This window comes from Rhodovulum steppense, from assembly GCF_004339675.1.
In the GTDB taxonomy this organism is placed as follows: domain Bacteria; phylum Pseudomonadota; class Alphaproteobacteria; order Rhodobacterales; family Rhodobacteraceae; genus Rhodovulum; species Rhodovulum steppense.
This window is the reverse complement of the sequence record NZ_SLVM01000034.1, coordinates 1-15,559: the sequence shown is the minus strand read 5'-3', so window position 1 is coordinate 15,559 and position 15,559 is coordinate 1. Positions and strand designations below refer to the sequence as shown.

Here is a 15,559-nt window from a genome sequence, read left to right as displayed (position 1 = left end):
ATGCTGGTCGTGGTCGTCTCCAATGCGCCGCCACGGTTGCGTGGCCGACTCGCCGCCTGGCTGGTCGAGATCCGTGCTGGCGTCTATGTGGGCGACTACTCCGCCCGCACTCGCGAGATGATCTGGGATCAGGTCACGGCCGGGCTCGAAGATGGAGATGCTGTGATGGTCTGGAAGGCACGTACCGACCAAGGCTACGATTTCCTCACGGCAGGGACGAACCGTCGGATGCCGGTGGAATTCGATGGGCTGAAGCTGGTGAGCTTCTTTCCCGATAAACGGGGTTGACGGCCGACCGAAAAGCCAACCGTTCGGTACGCTCTTTGACATCGTGAATCTTTCGGTAGATCAAGGGTCTGCAGCAAGACTGTTCCCCGCCCGCGCGGGGATGACCCGGTCTTGGACCGGAGGACGCCCCTTTCTGCGCCCTGTTCCCCGCCCGCGCGGGGATGACCCGAACCTCGATCGTGACGAGGATGACGCCATCCACTGTTCCCCGCCCGCGCGGGGATGACCCGATCGTGTTTCATGGGTTAGTCCTCCTGACCCGCTGTTCCCCGCCCGCGCGGGGATGACCCGAGATCGGTGTTGATCTTCGACCCGGTGGGAATCTGTTCCCCGCCCGCGCGGGGATGACCCGCCAGATGTTGCCTGATCCGGCGTCACCAGTTCCTGTTCCCCGCCCGCGCGGGGATGACCCGATGAGCCCCGCAGTCGTCGGGGTGATGGTCAGCTGTTCCCCGCCCGCGCGGGGATGACCCGGGTATAGGTGCCATCCGAGGACGGCTCGAATGCTGTTCCCCGCCCGCGCGGGGATGACCCGCTGTTTCGCCGCGCCGTAGGTCACGGCGTAGCCTGTTCCCCGCCCGCGCGGGGATGACCCGGCGGGGCAGCGGCCGATCATGCTCCCGGTGCTCTGTTCCCCGCCCGCGCGGGGATGACCCGAGGGTCGACAGCAGCTTGACCTGCGACGCAGCCTGTTCCCCGCCCGCGCGGGGATGACCCGCCCGCAGACATGCAGCCTGAGCCCCGAGGAGACTGTTCCCCGCCCGCGCGGGGATGACCCGTTCGCCTTGGTTTTCTTCGACCTGTGCCGGCGCTGTTCCCCGCCCGCGCGGGGATGACCCGCGCTTTGGAGCAGATGTAGTGGGCTGTTCTGACTGTTCCCCGCCCGCGCGGGGATGACCCGCTGGCCGACCAGACCGAATGGTCCGCCCGCGACTGTTCCCCGCCCGCGCGGGGATGACCCGGCGACCGCCGATTTCCTGGACTGCACCGACGTCTGTTCCCCGCCCGCGCGGGGATGACCCGCCGGACGAGACTATTTCGTCCATGCCGCACCCCTGTTCCCCGCCCGCGCGGGGATGACCCGCTATCCTGCATTGTGCGGCGATCAAAACCGGCCTGTTCCCCGCCCGCGCGGGGATGACCCGAGCGACAGTTGGCCCTCTGGGCTTTGGACCTGCTGTTCCCCGCCCGCGCGGGGATGACCCGCATGTCCCATCCGTCGCTCAGGTGGTCGCGCACTGTTCCCCGCCCGCGCGGGGATGACCCGTCTTATCGTCTTGTGTGATTGGTCGGGTGCACCTGTTCCCCGCCCGCGCGGGGATGACCCGGCCGGAGCGAGCGGGCGTCCCCTTTGCTCGGTCTGTTCCCCGCCCGCGCGGGGATGACCCGAGGGTTTGAAGGCGCTTCGGCAGGCCTGGGCGCTGTTCCCCGCCCGCGCGGGGATGACCCGGAGCACGCGGCGTGACACACCCGTCCATCCTCCTGTTCCCCGCCCGCGCGGGGATGACCCGGTGGCGAAATCGGGAAACTCGGTCTCGACGATCTGTTCCCCGCCCGCGCGGGGATGACCCGGCAAGTCCGGCGCCGCCGCGCCCGGCTGGCTGCTGTTCCCCGCCCGCGCGGGGATGACCCGGTGAGAACTCTGGACTGGATTTGAACCCCGCTGCCTGTTCCCCGCCCGCGCGGGGATGACCCGCCCGACGAGACGATTTCCTCCATGCCGCACCCCTGTTCCCCGCCCGCGCGGGGATGACCCGAACGGCTCGCCGAACCACCATGGCTGCACGATCTGTTCCCCGCCCGCGCGGGGATGACCCGTACACCGAGCGCGACTGGGCGATCTTCACCCACTGTTCCCCGCCCGCGCGGGGATGACCCGGCGCGATAGTGCCCCTCGATGATCCGGGCATACTGTTCCCCGCCCGCGCGGGGATGACCCGGAGTTGCCGGAAAACCGCGCGAGCCAGGTGCACTGTTCCCCGCCCGCGCGGGGATGACCCGGCGTGACGGGCTTCTGTGGTGCCGCGCTTCTGCTGTTCCCCGCCCGCGCGGGGATGACCCGAGCGCGGATTCGGTCCCGTGCCCCCATCCCCACTGTTCCCCGCCCGCGCGGGGATGACCCGGGTGATGCGCTGGGGTGATGTTCTTTGTGCCGCTGTTCCCCGCCCGCGCGGGGATGACCCGGTCACGGTCTGTGTCGAATGCTTCGCCGCCTACTGTTCCCCGCCCGCGCGGGGATGACCCGCCGGGGGTGGGCCAGTGACGGGCGCGCAGTTGCTGTTCCCCGCCCGCGCGGGGATGACCCGCCGTGCCCCGGCACATACAAGCCGCACCCTTCCTGTTCCCCGCCCGCGCGGGGATGACCCGCGGCACGTTAGACGGCGGGCTAATCTGCTGCTCTGTTCCCCGCCCGCGCGGGGATGACCCGCGCGTCGTCTACGCTACGGGCCACGAACACCTCTGTTCCCCGCCCGCGCGGGGATGACCCGTTGCCGAACGGCAACCGGGCACTTTAGGGAGCCTGTTCCCCGCCCGCGCGGGGATGACCCGGACCGTGGCCATGTCGGAGCGCATAATGTCCTCTGTTCCCCGCCCGCGCGGGGATGACCCGAGTTTCGGGGGTATAGGGGCGGGGCAGGTCAACTGTTCCCCGCCCGCGCGGGGATGTCCGGGCGCGCAGGTTTGCAAGGTAGTCGCGCGTGTCGGCCTACGCCCGGGCGAAGGTGGTCAACGGGCCGTTGCAGGGGATCAGGCGGACGGCCTCCAGCGCTTCGATCGCGGCAAAGGCCTCGAGCCATGCCGTGCTGTCGGAGAACTCCATGACACCGAGGAGGCGGCCGACATAGACGATGTCGCCGGTGGAGACGATGCGCGCGTCCGGCAGCCAGACGAAGCTGTCGCCTGGCGTATGCGCTGCTCCGGTGCCGCGCATGGCCAGTACTGCGGCGAGGCTTGGCCTGGGCAGAAGAAAGCCCGAAAAAAGTTTCAATTCCGATCAGTGGCTTGCCGGACAATTACGATTAACGCCCGGAGAATCTTTCTGGTGCAAGGGAGCAGAAACAACATCCTGCCTGGCCGGGTGATGACGCGGTTCGCGACAACGACATCAAGTACAGCAAAGACCGGCCCGGCCACGAAGATACGATGCCAGGTCCCGGTCAAGAAGGACGGAGACCAAGTTCCATGGGTAAGAAGACCGCCCCCCTCGGTCGCATGCCGCATGCCATCGGCGCGCCGCGTCATGGCCACCGCCGGTTCTCGCGCGAGACCGAGAATTTCTTTCGGGCGAAAGAGAACGGCCAATATCCTCTGCACAACAGGCTGTCGCGCGCCGCGAGCCGAGCGGACAGGCGGCGGTACCGCCGCGCGACGCCGAGGGCGCTGTAAGAACGGCTGAACCAGACAGGACCCCCACACCACTCTTCCCGCGAGGCGGGACCTTCGATCCGGCCCCGCCTCGGCCCAGACCCTGAACCGGACGCCCCCAGTCCGATGGACCGCCGCATCCTGCCGGTGCGGTGAATGGCGTCCCTGTACCTGAAGAAAAGTCCCATGCTTGATTTCCATAGCAGTCTGACGCTGCCTGCCCCGTCCCGGGCCGACCGCGATGTCGCCAATGCCTCGAAGGGGCACTGCACGGCTTTCGCGGTGCTCGGAGAAGGCGCCGGGATCCGCGTCAAGGCCGAGTCCCACCTCGAGCTCTGTCACCTGTTGCTTCTGAATGCCCGCGAGGAGGTCGTCGATCTCCGCGAGCAGGTCCGCTTCCGGTACCGCCGCATCGAGCATGTCTTCGACATCGTCGCGACCCTGGCGACGGGCAAGACCATCGCCTTCACGGTCAAACCCGAGATCCGCCTGGTGTCCGGGCGGTTTCTCGAAAAGATGGGGCTGGTCACCTGGCATGCGCGTGAGCAGGATTTCGTCGACGAGTCAGGCTCCTGACCGAGGCCGATATCGACCCGGTCGACCTTCACAACGCGAAGATCCTGGCCGCGGTCAGGCGGCCCGATCCGGATGCGGAACACGTCGCCCGCGCCGTCGCATCCGGCCTTGTCGGGGGCCGCTCCCTGCAAGATCTCACCGTGGCCACCGGCCTGCACGCCCGCGGCTACCGCGCGCTTCTGCGCCTGGTGCGCGTCGGCGTGCTTCGCACCGTCCGGCATGAACCCATCACCCCGAAAACACTGGTCTGCTGGAAAGGAGACTCCAAATGAGCCTGGATTTCGACCGCCGTTTCCCCCGCTTCCAGATCGGTCGCGAGGACCGCGTGACGATCGACGGTCAGGCGTTCCGTCTCGGTTACATGATGCAAGATGCCTATGCCCTGGTCCCTACCGAGGGCGAGGGTGCGGCTCAGGTTTTCGAATTCGGGCATCTGAACCGGCTCAATGCCGCCGGCAAGGTCCGGCACGAGATCGAGTATTTCCTGCCGAAAGAACTGCGCACCCGGCGCCAGCCCAGCGGTGGAACAGGGTCCTCGCTGGCCACGCTGACACCCGGGCAGCGCGCGCGGATCGACCAGCGGTACGCCTTGGTCGAAGCGTTCGACGAGGTCCGCGCGGAGGGCGTGATGCAGATGACCGACGACTCCATCGAGGCGCATATGGACGATATCTGCCGGCGTGCCTCCGCGTATCTGGCCGACCAGGTCGACCCGGAGCTTGAATGGCGCAAGCAGCAAGCCGCAGCGGGCAAGGGGCGGAAGCCCAAAGGTGGTGGAACCCTTCAGATGGTTGCTCCCGTACATCCGACCACGCTTCGGCGCTGGGTGGCCCGCGTCGCAAGATTCGGCAAGGCGGGACTGATCGATCGGTTCTCGAATCGCGGCAACCGGACGAGCTATTTCACCGCCGAAGAAAACGCCCTGCTGGGGAAGACCGTTCGGGAAAGCTACCTGACACTCAACCGAGCGCCGATGTCGAAGACCGTGACCGACGTCCAGCGCGCGTTCAGGAAGGAGAATGCCGACCGCTTGGCCGATGGGCGGCCGAAGCTCCGCGTGCCCAGCCGCGAAGCCGTGCGCCAGTGCATCAAGTCGTTCAGCCGCTTCGAGGTGCTGGTGTCTCGCTACGGCGAACAGGAGGCGATGAAAAGACTTCGGCCGGTCGGACGTGGGCTCGAGGTCTCCCGCCCGTTCGAACGGGTCGAGATCGACGAGTGGAAGATCGATCTCGTGACGATCATGGCCAAGGCGGGAATGGGCCAGTATTTCACCGAGGAAGATCTCAAGGATCTCGGCCTCGATGACGGGAAAGGCCGCTGGTGGCTGGTGGCCGCGATCGATTGCCGGACCAAGCTCATCGTGGGCATGACGCTGACGCGGAATCCCAAGACCAGCGCCGCCGCCCAGTGCCTGCGCATGGTGGTCAGCGACAAGGGCCGGTTTGCGAACGCCGCGGGTGCAAAGGTCGCGTGGAACCAGTTCGCGACGCCGGAACTGCTGGTGTCCGACAACGGCGCGGCGTTCAAATCGACCGCATTCACCGACACCTGCGCGACGCTCGATATCACGCTGGAACGGACGATCGCGGGTCTTCCCGGCATGCGTGGACATATCGAAAGGGTGTTCCAGACGGCGGCCACGCGGCTCCTGCCGATGCTGAACGGTCGTACCTTCGGCGATGTCGCCACGCGGGGGGATCACCCGGCCGAAGCGCGCGCCTGCCTGGACACCGAGGACCTGTGCTATTCTCTGGTGCGCTGGATCGTCGACGTCTATCACAACACACCGCACGAGGGGCTCGGCCTCCGCACGCCGCTCCAGCAGTGGGAAAGCGATCTGAGGGATGGCAACTTCCCGCTCCGGGCTGCGCCGGAGATGCGCACGAAGCGCTGTGCCTTCGGTCTCCGTCTGAACCGGCGCCTCACCCGCGAAGGGGTTCGGGTGCTCGGCGTCCGCTACCATCACGAGGCGCTCGCCGCCACGGTCATCGAGGGGGGCCACAGGACCGTCGAGCTTCGCTGGGATCCTGAGGATCTCGGCGCCGTCGAGGTCGTGATCGATGGGCAGGCGCACGAGGCCCGCGCCGTTCATGACGGCTTCGACGGGGTGGATGCCCATACCTGGGTCGCGGCGCGGCGGGCGCTGCGGACGAAATCGGCCTCCCGCAAGGCCTGGGAAGAAGAGGTCGTATTCCGCGCGCTCGATGACATCGAGGCGTTGAACACGCGCAAGCAGCTGCAGTACGGCCTGGTCGACAAGCCGATCACCGCCGAGCGCCTCAAGCATCTCGAGGAAAGCCTCTTCGCGGGGTTCCATATCACCGGCAACACCCCCAAGACCCGCACGCCGCTCGATGGCGTTGGCCGGGTGATCGAACCCCGCGCCCCGGAAGAGGAGCCGCAGGCGGCGATCTCGCAGACACCGGCCGCACCGCTTCCCGCACGGCCGCGGAGCTCCAATTCCTGGACGATCCGCAAGCCCGGAAGCGCCGACTAGGGCCAGGGGGCGGGATACTCCCGCCCAGGATGTCCGGAGACGTTCCGGCAGGCATATGAACCCCGTTCGATCCGGCCCCATCAAGGGGCCGGATTTTTTTTGATCAGAAGCGTCGCCAGCGACGGGTTTCGTTGTGTTGATCAGGTCCCCTTACCGCGAAAGACACGACCCGCCTGGGCAAGGCGCGTTCGGATTCCTAGCAGCATCTTCATCCGCTCATGCGCACCCTCCGGAGCCCACGGATCAAGACAATAGACATCACGACCAGGCTGAAGCTCCACGCGATGTCCCAATCGTTCCAGCAAGCCTGTGGCTTCTGCCCGGATTGCCCTTCGTCTCAGCGTATCATGATCAACACCATAGACCACCAGAAAGGCGAAATTCGGCGGCCCGTAGTGGCACTGAGCGCAAAACCCCAGGTCGAGATCCGGATGCCGCGCTTGCATCTCCACTTGCACAAGGGACAGGTCCTCGACGCGCGTGTCCTGCGCGGTGGCATTTCGATCGTTTGGGGAAGTATGGTCGTTCATCGTCACACCTTGGCGATTTCTATGGAAGCAAACGGCGGCCAATCAGGCTGAGCCGCCGTACTGACGGCGGTTCTCGGCCGGCAGGCGGTAAAGAGGTCCGGCATGGGATCACCGCTCCGGCGATGGCGTCTTCGGGCCTTGCCCGAAAGAGCCCGCATCCGTTCCGGATCTCGACGAACGACACCGCACCACGAGAACGAGGGGCCGCCGGTCTGCCGCACGGGCTGGAAACAAGGCCCGATGAAGCTCGGAGAATTCTAACCCCAGCCGGCCTGCCGCAAGTGTCACGGGCCTGGAGGGTATGCTCACCGACCTTCGCCTTGAACGAAAGGGAGGGCGGCCGCGGTCATGCCGCGGCCGCCGGTGTCAGGTGGATTGCAGGCGGTCGAACACCTGCTGGGCGTCGATCAGAGCATGTGCATGCAGGATCTTTTCGGCCGGGCCAGACAAGCGATCCAGAACCTTCGCCAGCGCAAGGCCCCGGTCTGTCCGCGAGCGTACAAGCCGGTCGTCGAAGAGCGGTTCGTCGCCGATGGCGCCAACCTCGACCGTGGCGATACGCCACTCCGTCTCGCGCTCGAGGTTCGAGGCCAGGTCATCGAGGAGGCTCTCGAGATCCTGGCGGAGCCGTTTGGTGAAGACGTCGCCCTCCAGGAACGCCGCCCTGCAATCGTGCACCATGCGATGCCGGTGGCGGGGCAGAAGGTCCAGCAGGTCATCGAAGACCCTCCAGGATTGCCGCGCCTCTCGGATCGCGGTGGCGATATGGATTTCCGGGCCCGGGACCGGGGTATTCGGGTGGAACATGATGTGGTCCTCTTCTTGTGCTGCAGCGATCCGTGCTGCGTCAAATCGGACCCGGAAGGTGTGGTGGGATGTCGGTCTCTCTGGGGGCGCGGTCTCCTTTTCCCGGGGGCTTCGGAAGGAAAGCCCCGGGAAAAGGAGGCCAGGACGCCCGCGAGGGACCCGAAAGCGGGCCCCTCAGGTGGGTTTCGTACAACCCGTTTTTATTTCAGGCACTTAGCACCCCATGGGCGCGAAAGCCCCTGAAAATGGGCGCCGAAATCGCCAAAATGGGCTTTAATTGCCCCACCAGACAAGTGTGGCTGCAAGCGATTGCTGGCCATCGGGCCGCGCTAACCCATTGATTTTTGGTTCATCAAGGTGATCCGCGGCGGCCATTTTGGCCATTCCGCAAGGTTAAGATGGCCACCCCGCTGCATTCGTTCGATACAAGCGGACCCTCGTTCCTTTATTCAGAAATACGCCCCCGCGCGAGAGAAGACAAGAAAAAGGCCGCCCCTTCGGACGGCTCTTCAATAATCGGAATCGGGCGGGGCAAGAAACCCCGTCATGTCATCATGCGAGGGCGCGCTCGGCGTCGCGAAGCCGGAAGAGGTTGGCCCCGCACTCGATGGCGGCGATGGCGGGGTTGATCCGCGCCAGCTTCAAGGTTCTGGCGATCTCGTGGGCCGGTCGGCCCGTTCTGTCCGCTAACGCGGCCAGGGATGCCAGGCGCGAGGCCACATCGGCAACGTCGTCGGGCCGGAACCGATGGAACCGGTGGCGATCGTCGGGGCACCGGATCGTGATCGCGGGGAGTTCGCCCCGGTCGACGAGATGCTATCCGGACCGGTTCGGAATCCGGAGCCGGTTGAAGGCCTCCCCGGGCGACAGGCCGATCATCACCTCGCCGATCACGGATTTCACCTCGACCGGATCGACGCGGAGCGCGGCGAGCCCGTGTTCGCCATCGAGCCGCACCACGCGGTCCAGAAAGCCGCCCAGAATGAGGTGCACGATCTCGACCGCCGGAGATTTCGCCTTCTCCGACGCTTTTCCGATCGGCACCAGCCCGGCGGGGTTTTCCGCCACCGCCGGCGCGGCCCTGCCAATGCTCTCCAGGAACCGCCGCACGTCCTCGGCGTCGACCGCCTTGCAGGCTCGGCCGGATGCCTGCGCGTCTGCGGCGATCGGTATGATCAAGCCCTCCTCGATGAGCTGGCCAGCCAGGGGACGGCTGCAGCCGAGCGCCTCGGGCAGCTTGATCACGGTGACGCTGCGCCGGACCGTCGCGGCGATGGCGCGTCCCGCGTCGGCATCGAAGGGCTGATGCGGTTCCGCCTCGGCGGCGACGAGGCCCCGGGCGACCAGCACCTGGCGCAGGGTCCGGGCATCGAGGTCCTGCTCGGCCGCAAGCGAGGCGACCGTGTGGTTGAGCCGGCGCTCGAGCACCTGGCCGAGAACCTTCGTGCCCGCGGGAAGCGCGAAGCGGTCGAGAATGAAATCCCGCAGGACGCCGGCGAGCTCTCCGTGCCGGCCCGACCCGCGGCGTCCGCTCATCGCGGTGTAAAGTCGGCCGAAGACCTTCTGGGGGCCGGGATTGCCGCCGCCGGCATGGAAGTCCTCGTAAAGCGCCTCGAGCGCGGCGCGCACGCCGGCCACCCCCTGCGCCATGCGCTCGTAACCGGCCCGGCCGGCCTCTTCGCGCTCCTCTTCGGTCATGGTGGCGAGGTTCCTGGCCGGATCGAAGACCATCACGGCGCCCAGCAGTTCTGCCGCCCGCACGACCTGGTCGAGCGGCTGGGCGTCGAGCCAGTCCGGGCCCGCCTGCCCCTCGAGGCGCCCCAGGACGTAGGCCTGCAGCGGCGACACCTCGCGCGGGCTCAGCCCGGCAATCTCCGCGTCAAGGTCCACACCCGGGGCGGGGGCACGGACACCGAGCTCGTGCAGTTCGTCGTCATGCGCCGTCTTCGGCAGGCGGATCAGCGGCAGCCCGTGCTCGGGGCAGGTGCGCACGACGTCGAGCGCCCAGAACCAGCGATGCCGGCGCGCCATGGCCGGGTCGGCCGCCCTGGCGTCATCCGCCTTCAGACAGGCCGGGCAGCAGGAGGTCCTGGGGCGCACGAAGAACTCGGCCGGCAGGACGTGACCACGGAGTTCGTAGGCGCGTTTCGCGACCCGCGCTGGGGTGGTCGCCCGGACCATCGCGAGGTCGGCCCCCGATACCTCGCACAGGCGCGCGATCGCGTCGGGCTCGCCGGAGACGAGGGACATGGGCGCGATGCCGAGATCGCGCAGGACCGGCGTGGCCCGCCCCCCGGTATGGAAGGCGGCAAGGCGGGCTGCGAACGACAGCGCGGATTCGCAGGGATCGAAGTCGAGTCGGGGTATCAGGTTCGGCATGTTCGGAATTCCTGGACAGGGGGGGGAAGCGCCGGACCGGCGCGGTTCAGACCGTCCTGTGCACGTGCCTTCTGCGACGCGGCGGCGGTTCGGAAGATCGGGGGGATGTCGTCGTCCTCGACGGGGGCCACCGGTCGCAGCCATGGGCCGCCTGTCCGGGTGACTTTGAGTATAATGCAACCTTTCTCGTCGGATCGGAAACACGGGACCAAAAAAAGTTCCGTGCCCCCGGGCTCGGCACGACGCCACCGACAGGGTCGCGGGCCATTCACTCCTTTCCTCCAGGGTCATCGTCGGGCGACCGAGTCCTGGCATCCCGCGGCAAGCCAGGCGGGCCTTCTTGCCCGCCTCCCCTCCCGGAAGGCGATCCCTCTCGGTCTGGGAAGAAAATTGATCTGCTGGCCGGATTCCCCTCGGATCTTTGTGATGACGTCACTTCCCTGAAATCCGTGGGTTTTCTCCCGTCTCGGTATCGGACGACGAAAGAGGATTTGCCCCCGGGTCCACGGACGCGGGGGACGCGGGCCCCGGCACAACACCTTGCGGGACCCGCGTCCGGCGCCGCAGCCGGCATCGCGCGAACGCGCGGTGCCGCCCCGTTCAAGCGCGGCGCCGGCGCCGGACCGCCCGCCCTCAGGAAATGCCGAAACCCGCGATCAGATCGGACAACTGCGCCCCGTACCAGTTGATCTGGGCGTCGAAGTCGAAGGGGCATGTCCCTCCGCCGGCCCCGGGCGCGGCCGCGCAAGGCGGAATCCGCGAAAGCCGGGCACGCAGGTCGACGAGTGCCGTGAACACGTACTCGCCGCAGAGGGACGGGGCGGCTGCCTGCGCCAGAAGCGCATCGGTGGCGTAGGTCCCGAAATCATCGCCGACCCCGTTGAAGATCTCGCCAAGGCCATCGGCGTGGGGGGCGATGAAGGCCAGGGCGGCCCGGGCGGCGCCCTCCAGCCGGGCCCGGCCTTCGAGGGTGGAAACAGCGAATGCGAGGGTCATGGCGTATCTCCTGTTGCGGGCCTCGCCGGCATTCGGCGGGCACTGGCATCGACACGGGCCTCCGGGGCAACCGCCGGCGGCCGGAACCGGACTGGCGCGCCGCTCACGCGGCCGTCCCGTACGAAGCGCCGCGGGCGCTCCCCTGCCCTACCGCCCGAAGGGCGTCCCGAAAGCCGTCGGTCAGCACGCAGATCTCCTCGACATAGGGCTCGGCGGGATCGAGCCGCGCGAAGACCCCGGCCTCGACGCCCTCGTCGTCATGGACGTTCTCGAGCGAGAGGAGCGCGAGCAGCCTGCCCGCCGCCTGCAGGGTCTTGCGGCCGGGGATCGGCTCCCGGGTCAGCCGTTCGGCGAGATCGTCGACCAGGCGCGGCCCGGGGCGTCCCGACAGAAGCAAGGCGGCACAGCGCAGGGCGTCGCCATGAGTTTCGACGAATTCGTGCAGGAGGGTCCTCGCGCTTCCGGAAGACATCGGGACCGCGTGTTCAGGCTTGAAATGCAGCATCGGGTTTCCTTTTCAGATGCCAGCCTGTGACGGAGATCCGGGCGCGGGATTGCGGCGGTTCCTCGATACGGCACCCGCTTCATGCGGGGCGCCGGGGCTGGACATGCGCTTTTCAGGAGTCGTGATGACCTGGCGGATCCGCGACCGCGGCCCGCTCCTTTCGAGGGGCCCCGCAGAAAAATTCGCCAGGATCGCTTTTCGTCGTGTCGAGTGAACCAATCTCCTTCGGTTTTGGCCTTGCACGGGGAAGTTTGGCCAATCCCGAAAAACCGAAAGAAAAAACCTCACCGGCATTCACGGCGGCCTGCTTCGACGCTCCGGTCAACCTCATCCAGGCCATCCAACCACAGGCCTCTTCCTCGGCAATTTCATCGGCATCCCGCGGGTCATCCCCGCGTGGGCGGTTAGTGTCCGAGGACGTGGTGTAATTTCTGTGCCGTCGACGGTGTGATCCCGGGTGGCCATCGAGGTGTATGGTCGAGGTGGAGTTTGGCGACTTCAACCACGGACCACAGAGGACCCCGATGACCAAGACCAACATGAACCTGTCCGAGCTTCTGGCCAAGCATGACCAGGGCGACTTTCTGCGCAGCATCGCCGAGGCAGTGCTCCAGTTGATGATGGAGGCCGATGTGGAGGGCCTGATCGGCGCCGGCCGACATGAACGCAGCGGCGAACGCACGACGTGGCGGAACGGTTACGACCCGCCTACAGCGCGGCGGAGACCATCGTCGTGGAGGCTCCCCCGCACCCGCGGGGATAGCCCCCCCACATCCTCGGCGCAGTCGCTCGGATAGTGTCCCACTGCGTTCTCTAATCGCCTTGGTCAAGCGCTGCATGGCAAGAAATCGGAGAAGCTGGGCAAGGACGAACGTCAACTGGCTTTCGAAGAGCTTTAGGTCGCGCTGGCCGAGGGCGAGGATCGCAGCATCCGCATCGACGTCATCCCCGCCCAGCACCGGATCATCGAGACCATCCGTCCGAAATATGCCTGCCGTGTCTGTACCGACGGTGTCACACAGGCGCCCGCGCCGGCCCGGCTGATCGAGGCCGGGCTGCCGACCGAGGCGTTCATCGCCCATGTTCTGGTCAGCAAATACGCGGATCATCTGCCCTTGTATCACTACGCCTGCGGGTGAAGAGCTTCGAGGGCCTGAACGCGCTTCTGATCGACAAGTGCATTGCCTGGGCCAAGGCCAGCCGGCACCCGGAGATGACGGACCGGACCGTGTGGGAGGTGTTCGAGGCGGAACGCCCACGGCTCGTGCCCTATGCCGGGCGCTTCAACGGCTTCCATTCCGTGCCAGCCGCCGTGTCCAAGACATGCCTCGTGCGGTTCGACAACAACAAATACTCGGTGATGGCCAGCGCGGCCGGTCGTCCGGTCGAGATCCGGGCCTATGCCGAACGCATAGAGTTCCGGCAGGATGGTCGCCTCGTTGGTGATCAGCCTGCACGGTCCCGATGATATGGAAGCGGTTGCTGCCGCACTTAACGGGCGTCCTCGAAAAACCCTTGGGTGGAGAACCCCGGCGGAGGCGCCGGACGCGGTGCTTGAGAACGCCGAAACTGCCCATGTTGCGACGACCGGTTGAGACCGCCAGGTCAGCGTTACCGAAGTCGACTGACATCGGCGCAGGTTGACGCATGTTAGCGCCGACCGGGGCGGATCGTGGAAGAGTGGAGAGATTCGCGCCTGCTTGATGTTGAGGACTCGGGCGGGCGCGCTCTGTACGGGTTCGCGGCGCGCCGTCCCTGCGGCGTTCGGGGATGGAACCGAATCCCGTTCCGGACGTTGGGTTCGCATTCACATGACGTCGGGGGCGGTCAGCATGCCGTCGAGCGCGCCCGGTCACAGTTCAAGGATACGGAGTCATGATACCGGGAAACAAGGCAAGGATCATTCTGGGTTTGATCGTGGTGGTCGTCCTGGCAGCCGTCTGGATCCGCTGGGGACCCGATTCCTGGGAGGTGCAGATCACCGGCACCACGGGCGACGGGCAGGAAATCCAGTATCACATCGAGACCATCCACGCCGGCACATCGGAGACATTAGTTTTCGTGAACGAGGATGCGGGGTTACTTCCACCCTACTTCAAGTTCGGTTCCGCGGACCTGCAGGCGGTGGCAAGCCGTGTCTCCGTCGCCTGCCCCGAGGAGGCCGTCACCGTGAACGGCTATGGACTGCGCATTCCCTTCCTCGACATGTTTCCGAACGCGACCTCCATCGACGCGCCCGCGCGCTGCCTGTCGGTTTCGACGGAGAAGGAGGAGGAGGACACCTCCGTAGAGAGTGAGGTGAACGGAGCCGATTGACGTCCGCACGTCGCGCCCTGGGGTGTCCAGGGGCCAGGGCGATATCGGCGGGATCCCGGGTGGTCGGTCTGTGTGCCCGCTTCCCGGGGACGCGGCCGGTGGTTCGGGCACCGACACTGGTCTCTGACACCGGGCTGCGCGATTTTTTCCGCAAGCAGCCGGGAACGTCGAACGGTGTCACGCGTTGAACATCCAGTAGAACATCTGAAAGGAGAACGTGATGAACATGGACGAGTTGAAAGGCAACTGGAAGCAGGTCAAGGGCCGCGTGCGCGAGGCGTGGGGGGTTCTGACCGATGACGAGGTCAACCAGGTCGAGGGAAATCGCGAACAACTAGTAGGGCTGATCCAGTCGCGCTACGGCAAGACTCGCGAGGTCGCCGAGAAAGAGGTGGACGAATTCCTGAAAGGCCAATGATCTGACGGTCCTTCATGCACTGACACTAGCCTGCCGCCCTGCCTGCACATGCGGGCAGGGCGGTCTCCGTTCACCCCGGAACCGGCAGAGGCGACCGCGGGTGCGCCGCGTGGGACGAGTGCGGTTGTCGCGGCGGCCCGCCACGCGACCTGCAGCAAAGGCTGCCCTTTTTGCACGCCGCGACCACCAACCCGGCCACAATGGTCTGAAAGCCCGGCTCCCGGTGCCGCGGGTCAAGCGGCGCGGCGGATCGACTGCCTCAGGCTTCTGAACGCGCATCGGCCCGGTCATCAGTCCCACAGGGAAATCCCAACGCCGTCTTCTTTGCGCAGACAGGATTCCGGTGCACAGCATCGGCGGTTTCCTTGGCCAATTTGCAGAACCTTGGAACCAATGTCGCGCATCCGCGTTTAACAAGGACAACCGGAATGGAAAGGATCGACAAAATGCTTCAATGGGCTCTCATATTCCTTCTCCTCGCCCTCGTGGCCGGTCTCTTCGGCTTCGGCGGCATCGCCATGGCCTCGGCGGGGATCGCACAGACCCTGTTCTTCATCTTCATCCTGCTGTTCGTGGGCGCGGTCGTGATGAGCGTGATGCGCGGCCGCAAGTCCTGATCGATGCTGGGCAGGGACAGGAATGATCGTGCCCCGCCGGAAACGGCGGGGCCTTTCGCTTCCGGATCCCCGTCGCAAAAGTACATTCTGTCTCATGCGCGGGACTGTCGCCGCTCAGGGAGCGGTCGTGTCGCGGAGTTGGTGGAAATCGAGGGCGGCGTAATCTCCTCCACCCCTTCGTGGAGCCGCCGCGCTGGGAAGGCGGGCGCCGGTCGTGGGTCTATGGCGTGACCTACGAGCGCAAGCCGGTGCTCACGGGCATCG

At 66.5% G+C, this 15,559-nt stretch carries 13 protein-coding genes, 3 pseudogenes and 1 CRISPR repeat array; of the genes and pseudogenes, 10 read left to right on the top strand and 6 right to left on the bottom strand.

All coding sequences use genetic code 11. The annotated features are described in order from the left end of the window. Entirely contained in the window at positions 1-288 is a 288-nt protein-coding gene (cas2e, locus tag EV216_RS16445) for a type I-E CRISPR-associated endoribonuclease Cas2e (RefSeq protein WP_132696686.1), read from the top strand. 79 nt (positions 289-367) lie between these two features. Further along, positions 368-2,960: direct repeats of the CRISPR family, unit length 29 nt; unit sequence CTGTTCCCCGCCCGCGCGGGGATGACCCG. A 35-nt stretch (positions 2,961-2,995) separates the two neighbouring features. On the opposite strand, the gene EV216_RS16440 is transcribed toward cas2e, so the two are convergent. Then, positions 2,996-3,220 carry an MBL fold metallo-hydrolase gene (locus EV216_RS16440; protein WP_132696684.1) on the bottom strand — a complete coding sequence of 75 codons (225 nt, stop codon included), beginning with the start codon at positions 3,218-3,220 and terminating at the stop codon, positions 2,996-2,998. Positions 3,221-3,810: 590 nt separating this feature from the next. On the opposite strand from EV216_RS16440, the gene EV216_RS16435 reads away from it, so the two are divergent. From EV216_RS16435 to EV216_RS16430, 3 genes are all read left to right on the top strand, one after another. Next, the gene (locus tag EV216_RS16435) at positions 3,811-4,230 is read left to right on the top strand and encodes a hypothetical protein (RefSeq protein WP_132696682.1); all 420 of its coding nucleotides are present in this window, start codon (positions 3,811-3,813) and stop codon (positions 4,228-4,230) included. 140 nt (positions 4,231-4,370) lie between these two features. Continuing rightward, the gene (locus tag EV216_RS18795; RefSeq protein ID WP_279388224.1) at positions 4,371-4,502 is read left to right on the top strand and encodes a hypothetical protein; all 132 of its coding nucleotides are present in this window, start codon (positions 4,371-4,373) and stop codon (positions 4,500-4,502) included. After that, a complete protein-coding gene (locus EV216_RS16430) occupies positions 4,499-6,727 on the top strand; it encodes a DDE-type integrase/transposase/recombinase (RefSeq protein ID WP_132696680.1) in 2,229 nt (742 codons plus the stop codon). Before EV216_RS18795 ends, EV216_RS16430 begins: the two co-directional genes overlap by 4 nt. Before the next feature lie 140 nt (positions 6,728-6,867). On the opposite strand, the gene EV216_RS16425 is transcribed toward EV216_RS16430, so the two are convergent. The 5 genes from EV216_RS16425 to EV216_RS16405 form a co-directional block, all read right to left on the bottom strand. Continuing rightward, complete coding sequence (locus EV216_RS16425; RefSeq protein ID WP_132696678.1) at positions 6,868-7,257, bottom strand: hypothetical protein; 390 nt, start codon at positions 7,255-7,257, stop codon at positions 6,868-6,870. Positions 7,258-7,623: 366 nt separating this feature from the next. Further along, positions 7,624-8,064, bottom strand: coding sequence for a hypothetical protein (locus EV216_RS16420; RefSeq protein WP_132696676.1), 441 nt, complete (start codon positions 8,062-8,064; stop codon positions 7,624-7,626). 816 nt (positions 8,065-8,880) lie between these two features. Beyond that, positions 8,881-10,443, bottom strand: coding sequence for a TniQ family protein (locus EV216_RS16415; RefSeq protein WP_165899301.1), 1,563 nt, complete (start codon positions 10,441-10,443; stop codon positions 8,881-8,883). 633 nt (positions 10,444-11,076) lie between these two features. Then, complete coding sequence (locus EV216_RS16410; protein ID WP_132696672.1) at positions 11,077-11,439, bottom strand: hypothetical protein; 363 nt, start codon at positions 11,437-11,439, stop codon at positions 11,077-11,079. A gap of 103 nt (positions 11,440-11,542) precedes the next feature. After that, positions 11,543-11,944: a hypothetical protein gene (locus EV216_RS16405; RefSeq protein ID WP_132696670.1), complete on the bottom strand. Its 402-nt coding sequence runs from the start codon at positions 11,942-11,944 to the stop codon at positions 11,543-11,545. Between the two features lie 524 nt (positions 11,945-12,468). Between EV216_RS16405 and EV216_RS16395 the strand changes: the two are divergent. The 6 genes and pseudogenes from EV216_RS16395 to EV216_RS16365 form a co-directional block, all read left to right on the top strand. Next, positions 12,469-12,649, top strand: a pseudogene (locus tag EV216_RS16395) (transposase); the annotation flags it as partial. A gap of 209 nt (positions 12,650-12,858) precedes the next feature. Next, positions 12,859-13,074: pseudogene (locus EV216_RS16390) on the top strand (IS66 family transposase zinc-finger binding domain-containing protein); the annotation flags it as partial. Further along, positions 13,059-13,391: pseudogene (locus EV216_RS16385) on the top strand (Mu transposase domain-containing protein); the annotation flags it as partial. The pseudogenes EV216_RS16390 and EV216_RS16385, both read left to right, overlap by 16 nt. A gap of 428 nt (positions 13,392-13,819) precedes the next feature. Continuing rightward, positions 13,820-14,260, top strand: a complete 441-nt coding sequence (locus EV216_RS16375) for a DUF1523 family protein (protein ID WP_132696666.1) — start codon at positions 13,820-13,822, stop codon at positions 14,258-14,260. Between the two features lie 220 nt (positions 14,261-14,480). Next, a complete protein-coding gene (locus EV216_RS16370) occupies positions 14,481-14,678 on the top strand; it encodes a CsbD family protein (RefSeq protein ID WP_132696664.1) in 198 nt (65 codons plus the stop codon). Between the two features lie 446 nt (positions 14,679-15,124). Next, the gene (locus EV216_RS16365; RefSeq protein WP_132696712.1) at positions 15,125-15,295 is read left to right on the top strand and encodes a DUF1328 domain-containing protein; all 171 of its coding nucleotides are present in this window, start codon (positions 15,125-15,127) and stop codon (positions 15,293-15,295) included. Positions 15,296-15,559: the final 264 nt, after the last annotated feature.

Bases quoted from the DNA above. Each gene is read 5' to 3' on its own strand.
- cas2e (WP_132696686.1), top strand. From the start codon at position 1: ATGCTGGTCGTGGTCGTCTCCAATGCGCCGCCACGGTTGCGTGGCCGA.
- EV216_RS16440 (WP_132696684.1), bottom strand. From the start codon at position 3,220: ATGCGCGGCACCGGAGCAGCGCATACGCCAGGCGACAGCTTCGTCTGG.
- EV216_RS16435 (WP_132696682.1), top strand. From the start codon at position 3,811: ATGGCGTCCCTGTACCTGAAGAAAAGTCCCATGCTTGATTTCCATAGC.
- EV216_RS16430 (WP_132696680.1), top strand. From the start codon at position 4,499: ATGAGCCTGGATTTCGACCGCCGTTTCCCCCGCTTCCAGATCGGTCGC.
- EV216_RS16425 (WP_132696678.1), bottom strand. From the start codon at position 7,257: ATGAACGACCATACTTCCCCAAACGATCGAAATGCCACCGCGCAGGAC.
- EV216_RS16420 (WP_132696676.1), bottom strand. From the start codon at position 8,064: ATGTTCCACCCGAATACCCCGGTCCCGGGCCCGGAAATCCATATCGCC.
- EV216_RS16415 (WP_165899301.1), bottom strand. From the start codon at position 10,443: ATGCCGAACCTGATACCCCGACTCGACTTCGATCCCTGCGAATCCGCG.
- EV216_RS16410 (WP_132696672.1), bottom strand. From the start codon at position 11,439: ATGACCCTCGCATTCGCTGTTTCCACCCTCGAAGGCCGGGCCCGGCTG.
- EV216_RS16405 (WP_132696670.1), bottom strand. From the start codon at position 11,944: ATGCTGCATTTCAAGCCTGAACACGCGGTCCCGATGTCTTCCGGAAGC.
- EV216_RS16375 (WP_132696666.1), top strand. From the start codon at position 13,820: ATGATACCGGGAAACAAGGCAAGGATCATTCTGGGTTTGATCGTGGTG.
- EV216_RS16370 (WP_132696664.1), top strand. From the start codon at position 14,481: ATGAACATGGACGAGTTGAAAGGCAACTGGAAGCAGGTCAAGGGCCGC.
- EV216_RS16365 (WP_132696712.1), top strand. From the start codon at position 15,125: ATGCTTCAATGGGCTCTCATATTCCTTCTCCTCGCCCTCGTGGCCGGT.